Source organism: Thalassotalea euphylliae (genome assembly GCF_042682785.1).
Lineage (GTDB): Bacteria > Pseudomonadota > Gammaproteobacteria > Enterobacterales > Alteromonadaceae > Thalassotalea_F > Thalassotalea_F euphylliae.
Window position 1 is genome coordinate 182,611 of sequence record NZ_JBHUIB010000001.1, and the last position, 14,332, is coordinate 196,942.

Genomic DNA, 14,332 nt, shown 5'->3' on the forward strand with positions numbered 1-14,332 from the left:
GCTGATTTATTCAGTTCAAAGCCGCCTTACAATTTCAATGCTTAGCTTGTTTAGGACACTTGCCAATAGAGACTGCTTATCAGCTTTTCTCGCAGTATGTTGTATTCAAACTCAATACTTCTGACATGATGTTGTATGCCGTTTCAATACGCGCGCTCATCGAGTAGTTTTTATTAGCTAACAGAAGCATTGCAAATTTTCGATGCGGCACCGCAATTACATAGGCCCCAAAGCCATTAGTTGCGCCTGTTTTGCTGAGGAGGTAGTTTTCATAGCCTTTCTTCTCAGAGGCAACGGTTTTAACCGTACCGCTTTCAAAAATCATTTTGTAAGAATTGCCTTTTTTAAGACTGCAAGGATCAACAGGGAACGGATACTTTTCCCACACTAAGGCTTGATAGTAAGGCCCTGTGTCGAAATATCCCTTGTGAGTAGCGAGTGCCGCTTTTCTCATCACGTTACTCTTCTCCATATCAAGCAAATGTAGTTTGAGAAATTGGAGTAAATCCTGGTTTGTTGTTTTGATGCCGTAGGCTTCATTTGCCAGTACTGCAGGAGTCACTCTAACGTTTTTACCCTGTCGGCTTTTCCCCCACGCATAGTTTACAAATTCCGTATCTGGAACCTCGATATACGTGTTGTTTAGCCCAATCGGTCGAAATAGCTCCTTGTCCATCAAGGCGACAAATTCAGCGTTTTGGGCGCTGGCCGTTAAAATACCTAACAAACCTATGCTTGGATTTGCGTAGCTTCTTCTCGTACCTTCGGGAAATTGAGGTGCCCAGTTTTGATAGTATTTTGTCAAAGAGTCGTAAGACTCAATATTGCCAGGTAGCTGCAGTGGAAATCCGCCAGCTGTATGGGTCGCCAAATGAAATACTGGAACTTTACCAAGAGGCGTGCCTGTCAAAGCGTCAGCATATGTCGCTATCGGCTTATCTAAAGAAATCATACCTTGAACTTCAGCTTTGGCCGCCAAAGTCGCCGTAAACAATTTAGAAATAGAACCAACCTCAAACAAAGTGTGTTCAGTAACGGGAGTGCCGGTTTTCTCATCTTGAACACCAAACTCATAGAGGTAGTCATTCCCTTCGTGCGTAATTGCGACAGCAACACCTGGAATTTCATATTCTGTCATCAATTCAGGAATAAGTTTGTCAACCAATGATGAAACACTTGATTTCTCTGCGGCATTAGATAGTTGAGAATAGCCGCCCAGTGCAATAACAAAAATTGCTGCTACCCGATTTAACAAACACCGTTTTACATCAAACATGAGTTTTGTTCCTTCAAATTAATTGTTAGCAATTCCAGCAGTCTTTCTAAGTGTTAACTCGACTGCGAGTTGGTTCTATTAAACAAGCACTTGCTGTGAATTAACGTCTGCTGGCACAGAAATATATCACCAATCTGGCTCAACAAAATGTTAGAAAAAAGATGAATTATGGCGAAAATATGGCACTTGTTCCGAGGAGGGCTTCAAAAGCTATTTAAATGGAAGTTAGTCGCCTAAGTTAAAGAAGAGACAACAAATATTGATTTGAGTGCTTTTAGCAAAAAGCTATGTAATCAAAAGGGGCTGATAAATGCTTGGCTAAACTGCGTAGCGAAGCGGAACTGAGCCAAGCTTTAGCAGTCCCACGCTTAATTGGCTTGTCGAAGTTTTGTTACTCTATTTCCTTGAAATTACTGACGGAATAAAAACACTCATCATCAGTAACATCTTTACTCCAATCTACTTTGATGCTTAAAGGGTAAGCATATTTTGAGTGATAATTTACTTCCATACTTGCCGCTTGAGCTGCACCTTTAATAGCTTGTTTAAAAATATCTTCGATTGTCAGTTCTAACTCGTATTCACTAGTCTGTTCGAAAAGAGCAACGCCATCAACAACTAAAACGTTCGAAGATAGCGCGCTCATGCAACCAGAGTCGACTTTGTAACTATAACTATATGGTTCATTTCTTTTCCATGTTTCAAACTTACTAACTATTGCTTGCTTATTCTGGTTATTGAATGATTGCAACCCTGCAAATCCGAATGCATGAATAAAAACAATTGCTGTAACCAGAATGAATATTATTGAAATAGGATTTCGATTATCAAATATTTGCATGAAACTCTAACGTCCATATTAAACAGCTTGTTATATTTCAATTGTTTGCCTCAGTCAATTTGACTTCATATTTGCGACCTGACTCCGTTTGAATTGTGCAAGTACAATCATAGGTTGGGAGTTCATAAGCTATTTTTCTTGAAACTGAAAAGTCGTATTTAATTTTGAACTGACTTAGCTGAATAGATTCAAAACCATATTTTACGATTTGCTGGCGAACAAAATCCTGTAATGGAACTAACAATTCACCTGTTATCCCTGTATTTAAAATTTCAGGAGTGTACTCAAAAGCCAGCAAATCAATTTCGACGATATCTATGCAGTTTGCTTTAGCCACCTTTTCCAAATGGTTTATAGCGTAGTCAGTTTTCCAGTAAAACAAAGTACTCGCAAAATGGTGAGGTATATTATGAGCCAATGATTTGAGTGGCTTCAACGAAGGCACTTTCTCTCCTTGAAATATAACAATTTAATATCGACCCAATGGATCGTTTATCTACCATAGTTTGGGTCGTTTATCTGTTTGAACCAGTTTTATCATACCCGTTAACCCATTGCTAAATAATCATTTTTTGATTAATCACCTTTTACAAAAAGTAGAAAACGCCCCATTGGGTCGTTTTCTAGGCTATGGAAGACGACGGGGCTTCGAGATACTAAACGAGTAATCAGAAGTCGTCCCTCGGAGGCGAATTACGCTTTTTTAATTTCAGGTGATCTATTACGTAAAAATCTGCGTTTACTAAAGTGGAGGGCCGAAAAGGCTGCTATTTATATTAGCTAAACTGCTACCCCTCCGCCATGTGATCAAAAAGCGCACTCTTTAAAGTGCGCTTTTTCATTTTTAGCGCGAACGAAATATAACAACTGGCATGGTTGCGCGCGTTGACTATCAGGCGCACTTTCTCCCTATCTTCCTGCCGGCTATTAACTACAGTAACGCTTCAAAACTTTTTAGGTTTAATGATAAACGCTTTGCCACATCTTCATTAAACGGCATCAAATCCGGAATACCAACAGTAACGCAACCCGCTTCAATAGCAGCCGTTGCTCCTGTATTAGAGTCTTCAAATACTAACGTTTTGCTTGGCTGAACACCTAGTTTCTGACATGCCTTTAGGTAGGGTTCGGGATGGGGTTTAAAATGGCTAACATCATCGCGAGAGATAATCACAGTGAAGTCATCAAGAAAATCATAATGAGCAAAATTACTTTCAACACCTGATTGACCGCTAGAGGTCACTAGCCCAAGCGGTTTATTGAGCAGCTTAAGCTTGTTCAAGTAGGCTTGGAAGCCCTGTTTTAAAGGCACTGCGGTTTGTGCCAGTGTTTTTAAATTGTCGTAATAACAGGGCGAAAACTGCTCTAGTTCAAATGCATGGTCAAACATATTAACCGCAAGCTTCATACAATCTGGCGTTGTCACACCAATAAACTGTAAATACATGTCGTTGGTAAATACTTGCCCAAATTGGCCTGCTGTTATTTTCCATGCTTCTCTATGAACGGTTTCCGAATCGAAAATGGTGCCGTCCATATCAAACAAAACTGCTTCAATTTCATTGTAATTCAACATTACATATAACCCTTTACCCATTTCCCTCTCTGGTGAGTGACTTTATCACGCAAACATGACGTTCACTTTACTCTGATAAATATTGCCGTTTTACTTTAGTCTACGTTTTCGTCATAAGCTTTACGGTTTTGCTTGATTTCATCATGATGGTCATCGGCCCAAGATACCAGTTGGTATAGCGGCTTAACGAGTTTTCGCCCGAGTTCTGTTAACGCATACTCAACGCGAATTGGCACTTCAGGATATACGGTTCGACTAACGTACCCTTCTCGCTCTAAGTCTCTCAATGTTTGCGTTAGCATGCGCTGTGATATACCTACTACACGCTTTTTCAGCGAACTAAAGCGATCAGCGCCGTCGACCAATGCAAATAAAATAAGCGCCGACCATTTATCACCAATTTGCAAAACCACATTTCGTATCGGGCATTTGTCATCATTGAAAAAAATACGTCTTTCGTTGTTATTCGGTGTCGTCATTAAACCAAGTCCTCTCTGAAAACGTCGGCGAATAGGGCTTGATAAATAGCCTTTTCTTGTTCTCTTATTTTCTATCGAGCGGCGCTCATAGATTTTCCCATGAGTTACCAAAAGGTAACTAGCGCACTTATTTGTGCCTTATTGTACCTACAGTTACTTTTAATTACCATGTATTCATTAGTAACTAATATAGTCAATTTAACATACCATTTGGAGATTACTATGATGAAAAATATTATGTGGAAAACCTTCATTGCTTTTATCGTTTCAATAAACACTGCCTTCGCGTTTGCTGGCCAAAAGAACACGTTACATATCGACCTTGCATCTTTTCAAAAACCACATTGGACAGCAGAAGAGTTGAGCAATGCAAAACTTATCACAGACTTTGTTCAACACTTGATGAATAACCACGATTTTGACTATGTGCTTGCCAACTATAACGACAGTGCCTATGTTCAACACAACCGAAACCTGCCTGACAAAGTTACTGGTCTAGTAGGCTTTTTGAAAGAGTTTGTCGAAGACTACCCAGACTACGCCTATGACGTGAAACATATTTATGTTGATGGTGACTATGTCATTTTCCATTCTCACGCAACGTTAGACAGAGAGGACAGAGGCAATGATGAAAAAGGTATGAACATTATCGATACTTGGCGTTTAGAGAATGGCCGCATTGTTGAACATTGGGACTCTATTCAAGCACTTGATAGCTTTATGCGATTTTATTCGCTGGTCAGTGGCGGCAATATTCGCAACGAAAATGGTGTTTTCTAACTAGCGATTAACAATACGTTAGCTGTTAAGCCACAGACGTATCTGTAATGGTTTGACTTGTAACGTACTCAATTGGCACTTTTACTTTAAAACAGCAACCCGAGTCTACGTCTAGGCAGGTAATGGTGCCGCCTAACTTGGAGTGCACTAAGTTGAATACAATATTAAGGCCCAGACCTGACCCACCTTGACCACGCTTAGTGGTGACAAACGGGTCAAATATGGTTTTCTTTACCTCGTCAGAAATACCGTGCCCATCGTCTTTGTATAGTAGGGTCAAATAGCCATTGTTCTGTGTGAACTTAATCGATATTTGGCCTTCGTCTCGGTTTTCAAAGCCATGAATGTGAGAGTTCATCAAGAAGTTTGTCAGAATTTGGTTCCACGCACTGGGATAGGTAACAAATTCAAACTCTTCATCAACATCAATAGCAATCATGTACTTTTTACGCTTAAACATGGTTTTGACCGTGTTCACCACGTCGTTTACATGTTGTGCAAGATTGATTTTCAGCTCAGGATCCGTGTGCTGCTCTACGGCCACTGACTTGAAGCCTCGTATCAGCTCTACCGATTTATTCAAACTACGTTCAATAATCTGCTGGTATTCAAGTAACAGATTTAGCGTATCGGTAAGTTGCGTTTTGGTCAGTTCTTGCGCTTCTACGGATTTTTGCAGCGTATCTACTTTCTCTTTCAGCGCAGTGATAGACGTGACACAGATACCAAGTGGTGTATTAACCTCATGGGCTACACCGGCAACCAATTGACCCAATGATGCCATTTTTTCTGACTGTACTAACTGGTCTTTCGCCAAGGTTAAATCGTCTAAAGACTGCTGCAACTGGCTATTCGATTCTTGCAGTTCTGCGGTGCGATCAAACACTTTTACTTCCAACTCGCCATTAAGCTTTAATAGCGCGTCTTCGGCTTGTTCAAGCTTAAGAATATCGGTTTTGATTTTCTCTCGCATTTCGTTAATAGCATCAACAAGAAAATCGAGTTCGTCTTTTTCCTTGGGGCGACTATCAAGCTCTAGTGAGTTATCTAAGTTGTCGCCAGCCAATTGTTGGGCGTATTGAGTAATTTGGTAGATATGGCGAGTCACCATCCAATGCACTACAAACACAATGACTAAAGCTACGATGAATATTTTGATAAATTCGGATGTGATGATGAATCCCGCTTTTTGCCACAGTCGTTGATAAATATCTTCATAGGTGGCGTAAACATTCAGCACGCCTATTTCATCGTCGCCGTAGATAATTTTGTACTCTCTGAATATCCCTTGGTCAACAACTGCTTTAGCGCCAAAGTCATACTCTTTGCCAAGGTCTGAGACCACTTTGACATAGCCAATATCCGGTAAATCAACGATACCTTTGATTTGCTGTTCAATAAGGTTGTTATTGAAGTCCCAAAGGCTAGTAGCCATTGATGGAATATAGCTGTGTTCGATGTTTTTAAAGCGTTGATTAAGGCTGACGATGTCGTCTTGGTAGTCGGAATAAATCTGAATAGCGGTAGACAGCACGGATAAAAAAGCACTACATAACAATATGTAAGCTAACACCCTTTGACTGAGCTTGTTGTTGAAATCAAATAACTTGCTCATCAAGTTACCCCTTCGACCGCTTAGCGAGTATTACACAAATGATCTTGTGAAAAGAATTACTCATTTATAGCGAGTTTAGGAGAGTTGTCAATAAAATAGCCAGTTATTGAGTAACTATTAACATAATTTCAACAAATTTTGGCTTTTTGTGGGAATTTCAATAATTTGAGCGAACTAAATTCGGCATAATATGCAGGCGACCATTGTCGCCTGCGAATAGAGTCAGACCTAATTCGTCCGAGATAACATGTATTGTGCAACAGCCAAACGCGTCTCCTCATCTAAGTAGTTTTGCGGTGGCATTTCGGGGTAGTCTTCACGTTTTTTTACCGGGTTCGCTATGTAATCAGCCAAACCTTTTGGGTTATCCATGTACAGGGCTTGAATAATTTGAACTGGCGGACCAATCATGCGCCCACTGTAGGTGTGGCACCCGGTACAAATACCTAGGTAGGCAATTTTACCTTTTTCACTACCCTTAATTTCACGCGGAGGCACCGGCTCATCAAGAATATAGGTATCGATGCCGTCGGTATTAGTAAAAGCACATTCGTTCCAATCACTTACTCCAACGGTTACGTAGCGATGGCGATTAATAATGCAGCTGTCGCGACTGGTACCTACACGCAGAATATCAGGATTTCCTTGCTTGAATTCAGTCAGCATTAGCGCCTTAGCTTCATCAATAGTGTCATAACCATTGTTCATCATCAGATTATTCAAGATCATGATTTTGTCAGGTTTTGAATCTGCTTCAGGGTCAATGGTGGTGTTTGGCGCATTTTCATGGTCTGTAATGATAATGCCTGCGGTTTTATTACCCGTGATAATATTATCTTCAACAATCACTTCATCAGCCGCCATGATAAGAATACCTGTACCCGCAGGAATACCAGCCACGGTAGAGCCTGGCGCACCAAAGTTCTTTGTATTGTTGTTTACGATAAAGTTATCTCGAATGATAACGTCAAATGTGGTTTTAATCGGCAGTCCCGGCGTGATAAACGCTAATATGCCGCCAGTGTTATTGTGAACGTAGTTGTTCTCCACAATGGCATGGCGCGAGTTTTCAATCTCAATGCCTGCCACTGAGTCAAATACTTCATTGCGAGATACGTGAATATTGTCACTCATACCTACGTAAATTGCTGCATCTTCAATTCCAGAGATGATATTGCCTTCGACAATGCCGTTCTTACCAAGCTGCGGGAAAATACCATACACCCCAGTGTCGACAATGACATTGTCACGGATTTCAAAGTTATTACCCGCTTGCCCCATTATGGCGTTGCCTTTGTATTTGGTAATTAACATGTTCTGCACGACAATGTTGTTACCTGAATACAAGATGGCATCATTTAACACGCCTTTACCATCCATTGTTGCTCGATTGCCTTCTTGAATAACACCAATAATGCGAATGTCATCTTTGTCGATGTAAACCGTTTCATGATACGTACCTGGCATTACTTGAATAGTGTCGCCCGGGTTAGCACGCTTTACCGCTTCCATGATAGATTCTCCATCATTAACGACATGCGTTTGCCCTTCTGCCGTGCGCTTGATAACGGCAGACTTTGCTGTCGAAGCTTGTCCTTCTTGCGCCTTATCATAGCCACCGGAATAGCTAGCACCGTCGCTGCTAGACGTTATCGTTGGTGAGCCTTTTCCCCCGAACTGCATGCCGACAACAAAAGCGGCAGCAATCAATATAATGCCAAGTAGTTTGTTCATGTTAGTCTCCCACCACGTGGTGTGTTTCTTTATTATTAGAATGTTGAATAGTCGATTTTTGCTGTTGTGATAATTGGTATTGTTTATCGATAGGCGCGAGACCTGACGGAACCCTAGTTGGAACTTCAGGTGTAAGACTTTCGTCGGTCAGTGCACCAAGAAACTCAACGATTAAATCAAGCTCTTCTTCGGTAAGCTTGGGCTCCCATATATGCCAATGCAGTTGCAACTTCTCCTCTTTTGGCACGGCATGACCACGTCCTTTGTTATAAAACTCAACGGAATCTCGTAGCGTTGTCATATTGCCAGCGTGCATATACGGTGCAGTTTTAGTGATGTTTCTTAACGTTGGCACCTTGAAGCCACCACGCAATTTTTTAGCGCTATAGGTGGTTTCCGCACCTGGGTCAAAAGGCACGCCTTTGGCCTCAGGTACACCAATCACAGCTACTTGGTTGTTTGTGAATAAAGGCGGCTGATGGCACTCGGCACAGCGGGCGACAAACGATCTGAAGATGTTGTGCCCCTTCACTTCATTTTCAGTTAGCGCATCGTGATAGCCATGTGCGTATCTGTCGTAGCGACTGTTTAGCGAAATAAGGGACGTTTGAAATGCTGCTAAAGCGGTATATACCTGATGCAACTCTACTTTATTGGTGTCTGGGAATGCTTGAGCAAACATACGTTGGTATGCCGAGTTTTCATTCAGCGTCAATAACAGCTGTTCTGGGGAGTTGCCCATTTCTTTAGGGTCAAAGAGTGGGCCTGCAGCCTGTTGTTCCAATGACGATGCTCGCGCATCCCAGAAAAACTTATCAAGAAACGCAACATTCCATAGTGTTGGCGCCGACCGGCCAACCTTTTCGCCAGTAATGCCGATACTGCGATCTAAGTCATCACTAAAACCTTTGTCGGGTTGGTGACAGCTAGCACAACTGATTGAGCCATCTTTGGAAAGCGCCGGATCGAAGAAAAGATAACGACCAAGATCAATTTGGGCAGGCGTAAATCCGTCACGATGGGTTGGCAGCGACGTTTGCGTGCCTCCCACACCGCGCCCCTGCACCGAATCATAAAACTGATATAAGTTAACTAACTTGCAAGTGCCTTGTGGCGTCTTCTCAAAACTTGGTGGGCAGTTATCTTTCAGCACAAACTCAGCGGCGTTCAGGGAAACATGCAGCGCTAAGGCAAAAAGCGGCAGTAAGTAAATAAATCGAACTTGGTGCATAGGGTTATTTCTGCTGCGAAATGTAGTAAACAATGTCAGCCAGCTCTTTTTCATTGACAATTCGAGCCATCATCGACATCTGCTTACCTAACGTATCTTCAGGGTGTGAGCCGCGATTGCCGTTAATGAAGTTTTTCATTTGTTGCATCAAATATTCAGAATGCAAATTTGATAACTTTGGCGCGTTAAAAGAGGCATTTCCTTCGGCTTTACCACCATGACATGCACCACACTTTGCTTGGTAGTAACGTGAGCCATTCATTAAGTCGCCTTTGACAGCGTCTGGTAGGGATAAACTTGGCATACCAGCGATGTATGCAGCTAAAGCGGGGACATCCGTGTCTTTATTTAACTGGCTTACACTGGCACGCATTTGTTGGCCGCCCACATCGGTTGATTGGCTGCCTCGCGTACCATCGATAAAGTGTTTAAGCTGGCGCTCTATGTACCAGACATGCTGACCTGCTATGGCTGGTGCTTTTAATGACTGATTACCCTGACCTTTGTCACCATGACAAGCTGCGCATGTTTGATAAAGTACTTCCGTGTTTTCTGCAAACGCCTTTGTACTGAAAAGAATAATCGAGACAAGTACGCCAAATAATTTAGCAGTGGATGCCATAGCAACCTCAACAATGTGAACATCTTGAGGTTACTCTATGACTTTGGGGTTTGTGATGCTGACGGATTCCAAAAAAAAGCTGACGAATTCTGAAATAACTCAGCAATATCAAGAATGACTATGCTTTTTCCGATACTCTGTTGGGGTTACGCCATGGGTTGTTTTGAACGCTTTATTAAACGAACTCAAACTACGAAAACCACTTTCAAGCGCTAGTGTGAGGACAGGCGTTTGACTGAATTCTGCCTCGGTCAGTTTTATCGCAACTTCTTTAATGCGATAAAAATTCAAGAAATCGTTAAAGTTGCGATAGTTTAATTCACCATTAATCAGGTGTCGTAATTTGTACTCATGAATCGCTAAATGTTTCGCAAAACTGGCAATGGTTAATCCTTCTTGCTGATACAGTTTTTCTTGTTCCATTGCTTCGGTAATTTTTGCTAACGCTTTGCTGTGTACGGAGACTTCTTCTTGTGGTTCCTCGACTTTTTCTGGTGCGGCAAAAAGTACAGATAACTTGGTATCAAATAAGAAATAGTTAATGCCGGTAATTAGGCTGGCTAACAACAAGCTCTTGATGACATCGAGCCCTGACCATTCAATTAAAAACACTTGCTCTAGCACAATAACCAAAAAGATGTACGCGGCAGAAACAGAAATAACGCCACCACGGATATAACGTCGCTCTTGCACTAAGTCATCGCGCCAGCTTTTGATTGAAATAAAGAGTGCATGAGAGATAAGACTGAGCTCTAGAATAATTTGCACATAAAAATAAATTAGCGCAGCACCAATGTAGTCACTGAGTTCAAAATTAAACGTCACCTGAAGCAGCTTTGCGAATAGCGGCAATACTAACGTTGAAAGCGCTAATGCATATTGCCAAGGCTTAATATGCGTCTTGTCTGCAAATACACTTTGCGCGGTTAACCAAAAAATTCCAGGCAGTGCATTACCAGCAATAAAACCGGTGTAAAAGAAAACCGGGTTATGGGCATACGTATACAAGTCACCGACGATATAACCGGCACCACACAACATAAGTAGTGAGAAAAGCGTAACAGATAAATTGCCTCGACAGTGCCTGAATAACAATAGAATGCACATCAACATTTGTGCTAATGCAACATGAGAAAAGAAGGTACTTAGCATGAACTACTCAAGTTTTTTTTAATTATCGTTTGTCGGCTAATACTAACCGCTTTCTCAGTAAAAGATATACAATCTGGGAAGATACGTCATCAAAAAAGCCTAGCAAATGCTAGGCTTTCGACTTCATGGATATTTAGAAGTTGTACTTCAAATCAATACCTGTCTCTATGCCTCGATTTATCCTGCCAAACGGTGTACCCAGCACGTCTGCGGTTAAACCGCCCACACTTAACATATAACGTTCATCAAATAGGTTTTTGCCCCAAAGCCCTACTTCAAACATGTCGTCATCACTGGTCCAAGACAATCGCGCATTGAGTAATGAGTAGTCATCAAAATACTCCGGTATGGCAAGTTTATAATCTTCAATGCCGGGCTCGTCTTCGTTGGTGTTTTCTAGATAAACATAATCAATGTGTAAATTAATCATGCCGTACTCAAAATCTGGCGCCCAATCTAAGGTCAGCGTGTAGTTAAGGTCAGCATCGGTTTCCGTTTTTTGTGCTGCAATTAGCTCACCTTCACCATTGTAAAATTCTGGTGAAAAGTTATCCGTACTGCGAATCTCAGACACAATACCTAGTGTTAGGCTTTCCGTTGCAAACCAACGAACATCAAATTCTAGACCTGTTATTTCACGATCTTCATTGATAATTGTTGGTACCGCTTGAGGTGAGCCTGGTGGTTTAGAATCAACACTGCGCTGTAAGTTGTCCAACTCTAGATAGTAAGCACTTACATTGGCAACTACCTCGCCCCATAAAATACCTTTGTAGCCAAGCTCAAAGTTGCTTGTATCTTCAGGTTCGAATGCTTCTGTACTTGGTGTTAAAGAGTCAAAACCGCCAGATTTATAACCTGTCGAATAAGAAGCGAAGAACATGTGATCATCGCTCATTTGATAGCTGGTCACTAGTCGGCCAGTCACTTTGTCCCATTCATCTGAAGCCGCTAAATCTACCTGTGGAAAAAGTAAATTACTGACACCTGGTCGAAGCGCAGCAAAGCTCGTTTCAGGAATCAACCAAGTAAAATCTTTCTCATCTTTCGAATAGCGGACACCGCCGATAACATTCCACTTGTCATCAATTTTATAATCAACATCCGCGAAGATTCCCCAGTTGGTGAAATCCCCCGTATTGTTTACCGTTTCTTGCCACCAAGTGCCGCTATAACTGGGCCCCATGACCTCTGCTATCCCAAGTTGCATCGAGACAATATCGTAAGTTAAGTCGCCCGTGCCCGTCACAATTTCTGGTGTTAACGGCACGCCAGGCATACCAATCGCCGCCATAATATCATCAGCAAAACCTAGAGCGTTTAGTGCGCCTGACCACTCATTGGCGTTCCACATATGGTCCATAGGAAAACCATTGAGAGTAAAGAACGTATCTACTGCCCCATCAAACGTCACATCGGGCCCAAATGCCGCTTCGGCATGTGCATCGGTATTGCCACCGATCATTGCCGCCACCTGCTCAGCCACCCCGCCTTTGATAAAGTTATTGAGTTCACCTGTAATCAGTCTAGCCGCAGTATCAGCGGTAATATTGAGCTCTGTGGTTTGGCTTACATCCTCTTTGGAGTATGAGAAACCTGCAACTGCGTTGATGCGATCGCTGATATAATTCACTTGTAGCTCGGTGTAGAAAATATCTGAGTCTTCGTTGTTTGATGTATCAAAATAGCGTGTTGGATCAGCCGTGCCGTCTTCATCTTCGCGATTGACTGTTTCCCAGTCGCGAATGCTCGCCACATATTTCATCGACCAATTATCATTAAACTCATGAGTTAACTTTGCAGTAATGCCATACATATCACGTTTTTCAACGCCATTTCGGACGTCATTTTCGGCCTTTGAAGCAAAAGGTGTTTGGCCGCCATTGTAAGCAAATTCACTTACTCCCACGGCCATGGGAGGTGCCTGCTCTAAATCATCCCAGTCGTAAGCAATTTGAAATTGTGTACTTGACGAAATATCCCACAGTAATGAAACACGCGCCGCGTCGTGAGAGCGCTCCCCAAGATCCCATATTTTATAGTCATCATTCCATTCGGGTTCTGAAATATTGTCAACGATACCGTCTTGAGAGTTTGTGAGAAAATTTGCTCGCATAAAAAACGTATCGCTCAGCGGTATATTGATCATACCTTCATAGCGCTGGAGGTTGTCAGTACCAAACGATGCTTTTACAAAACCCTCAAACTCGTCATTTGGCGCATTAGGTACCATGTTAACAACACCCATTGCAGCGTTTCGGCCAAACAGGGTGCCTTGCGGACCTTTTAACACCTCTACCCGCGCCATATCAGAGAAAATCACATTTTGTGCGGCCCGTGGCATATATACATCATCGTAAAAGGTCGCAGAGGACGGGTCACCACCTACGCTAATGTTAGGGCTAGAAATACCACGCATAGTGATACCTGCCTGAGTCATGTTACCGTCGCTAAATTCAAATCCCGAAATAAATTTATCTACATCACTCAGCAGGATAGAGCTACTTTCCTCAATGGTGTCGCCACTGACACTACCAACGGTTACCGGTACCTTCATTATATTTTGCACACGCTTTTGCGCCGTTACCGTCACAACCTCAATATCTGAATCCACAGGTTGCTCGTTTTCTGCTGCAGATAACCACAATGGTGTGAATGACAGTGCCGCGATTATTGCTGTAGCGAGTGTACTTTTCTGACAAGGATGTACCTTACCTGATGGTTGACCTTGTTTTGTCATAACCTTCCCCCTGAACGTTGCCGATGGCTTATTGTTTTTCCCTGTTTGTTTATTTGCACTTTCCCGTGTGCTTTTATTTTTGTTACTCCTGACTATAAATAAACACAGGTTTTGAATGCTTGCGGATTGTTAAAAAACCCTGACGAATGATTAAAATAATCTGAGTGATTTTTCGAAAGCCTAGTGTTTTCAAGTGATTCAGCGAACTCATGTTCACTGAAAAAAAGCCAAGCACTTTTCACAGTTTTCGAAAATGGATGTCCGATTTTCGCCAGTATCAGCCAAT

12 protein-coding genes are annotated in these 14,332 nt (G+C 42.1%); 1 reads left to right on the top strand and 11 read right to left on the bottom strand.

Annotated features, from left to right (window positions below; all coding sequences use genetic code 11):
* Nucleotides 1–79: 79 nt before the first annotated feature.
* From ampC to ACFSJY_RS00810, 5 genes are all read right to left on the bottom strand, one after another.
* Nucleotides 80–1,276: a class C beta-lactamase gene (gene ampC / locus ACFSJY_RS00790; protein WP_386030119.1), complete on the bottom strand. Its 1,197-nt coding sequence runs from the start codon at nt 1,274–1,276 to the stop codon at nt 80–82.
* Between the two features lie 391 nt (nt 1,277–1,667).
* Nucleotides 1,668–2,117 carry a DUF6174 domain-containing protein gene (locus ACFSJY_RS00795; protein WP_386030121.1) on the bottom strand — a complete coding sequence of 150 codons (450 nt, stop codon included), beginning with the start codon at nt 2,115–2,117 and terminating at the stop codon, nt 1,668–1,670.
* A gap of 37 nt (nt 2,118–2,154) precedes the next feature.
* A complete protein-coding gene (locus ACFSJY_RS00800) occupies nt 2,155–2,454 on the bottom strand; it encodes a hypothetical protein (protein WP_386030123.1) in 300 nt (99 codons plus the stop codon).
* A 594-nt stretch (nt 2,455–3,048) separates the two neighbouring features.
* On the bottom strand, nt 3,049–3,714 hold the full coding sequence (locus tag ACFSJY_RS00805) for an HAD family hydrolase (RefSeq protein WP_386030125.1): 666 nt from the start codon (nt 3,712–3,714) through the stop codon (nt 3,049–3,051).
* A 74-nt stretch (nt 3,715–3,788) separates the two neighbouring features.
* A complete protein-coding gene (locus tag ACFSJY_RS00810; RefSeq protein WP_386030127.1) occupies nt 3,789–4,172 on the bottom strand; it encodes a winged helix-turn-helix transcriptional regulator in 384 nt (127 codons plus the stop codon).
* Between the two features lie 222 nt (nt 4,173–4,394).
* Here ACFSJY_RS00810 and ACFSJY_RS00815 point away from each other — a divergent pair, with 222 nt between their 5' ends.
* Nucleotides 4,395–4,952, top strand: a complete 558-nt coding sequence (locus tag ACFSJY_RS00815) for a nuclear transport factor 2 family protein (protein ID WP_386030129.1) — start codon at nt 4,395–4,397, stop codon at nt 4,950–4,952.
* Between the two features lie 25 nt (nt 4,953–4,977).
* On the opposite strand, the gene ACFSJY_RS00820 is transcribed toward ACFSJY_RS00815, so the two are convergent.
* The 6 genes from ACFSJY_RS00820 to ACFSJY_RS00845 all read right to left on the bottom strand — a co-directional run bounded on the left by ACFSJY_RS00820 (nt 4,978) and on the right by ACFSJY_RS00845 (nt 14,046).
* The gene (locus ACFSJY_RS00820; protein ID WP_386030131.1) at nt 4,978–6,567 is read right to left on the bottom strand and encodes an ATP-binding protein; all 1,590 of its coding nucleotides are present in this window, start codon (nt 6,565–6,567) and stop codon (nt 4,978–4,980) included.
* A gap of 228 nt (nt 6,568–6,795) precedes the next feature.
* The gene (locus ACFSJY_RS00825) at nt 6,796–8,301 is read right to left on the bottom strand and encodes a parallel beta-helix domain-containing protein (RefSeq protein WP_386030133.1); all 1,506 of its coding nucleotides are present in this window, start codon (nt 8,299–8,301) and stop codon (nt 6,796–6,798) included.
* Nucleotide 8,302: 1 nt separating this feature from the next.
* Nucleotides 8,303–9,532: a cytochrome-c peroxidase gene (locus ACFSJY_RS00830; protein WP_386030135.1), complete on the bottom strand. Its 1,230-nt coding sequence runs from the start codon at nt 9,530–9,532 to the stop codon at nt 8,303–8,305.
* 4 nt (nt 9,533–9,536) lie between these two features.
* Nucleotides 9,537–10,154, bottom strand: coding sequence for a c-type cytochrome (locus ACFSJY_RS00835; protein ID WP_386030137.1), 618 nt, complete (start codon nt 10,152–10,154; stop codon nt 9,537–9,539).
* A gap of 108 nt (nt 10,155–10,262) precedes the next feature.
* Entirely contained in the window at nt 10,263–11,306 is a 1,044-nt protein-coding gene (locus ACFSJY_RS00840; RefSeq protein WP_386030139.1) for a helix-turn-helix domain-containing protein, read from the bottom strand.
* A 133-nt stretch (nt 11,307–11,439) separates the two neighbouring features.
* Nucleotides 11,440–14,046 carry a TonB-dependent receptor gene (locus ACFSJY_RS00845; RefSeq protein WP_386030141.1) on the bottom strand — a complete coding sequence of 869 codons (2,607 nt, stop codon included), beginning with the start codon at nt 14,044–14,046 and terminating at the stop codon, nt 11,440–11,442.
* Nucleotides 14,047–14,332 lie beyond the last annotated feature (286 nt).

Coding starts and splice junctions, on each gene's coding strand:
- ampC (WP_386030119.1), bottom strand. CDS start 1,276: ATGTTTGATGTAAAACGGTGTTTGTTAAATCGGGTAGCAGCAATTTTT.
- ACFSJY_RS00795 (WP_386030121.1), bottom strand. CDS start 2,117: ATGCAAATATTTGATAATCGAAATCCTATTTCAATAATATTCATTCTG.
- ACFSJY_RS00805 (WP_386030125.1), bottom strand. CDS start 3,714: ATGGGTAAAGGGTTATATGTAATGTTGAATTACAATGAAATTGAAGCA.
- ACFSJY_RS00810 (WP_386030127.1), bottom strand. CDS start 4,172: ATGACGACACCGAATAACAACGAAAGACGTATTTTTTTCAATGATGAC.
- ACFSJY_RS00815 (WP_386030129.1), top strand. CDS start 4,395: ATGATGAAAAATATTATGTGGAAAACCTTCATTGCTTTTATCGTTTCA.
- ACFSJY_RS00820 (WP_386030131.1), bottom strand. CDS start 6,567: ATGAGCAAGTTATTTGATTTCAACAACAAGCTCAGTCAAAGGGTGTTA.
- ACFSJY_RS00825 (WP_386030133.1), bottom strand. CDS start 8,301: ATGAACAAACTACTTGGCATTATATTGATTGCTGCCGCTTTTGTTGTC.
- ACFSJY_RS00830 (WP_386030135.1), bottom strand. CDS start 9,532: ATGCACCAAGTTCGATTTATTTACTTACTGCCGCTTTTTGCCTTAGCG.
- ACFSJY_RS00835 (WP_386030137.1), bottom strand. CDS start 10,154: ATGGCATCCACTGCTAAATTATTTGGCGTACTTGTCTCGATTATTCTT.
- ACFSJY_RS00840 (WP_386030139.1), bottom strand. CDS start 11,306: ATGCTAAGTACCTTCTTTTCTCATGTTGCATTAGCACAAATGTTGATG.
- ACFSJY_RS00845 (WP_386030141.1), bottom strand. CDS start 14,046: ATGACAAAACAAGGTCAACCATCAGGTAAGGTACATCCTTGTCAGAAA.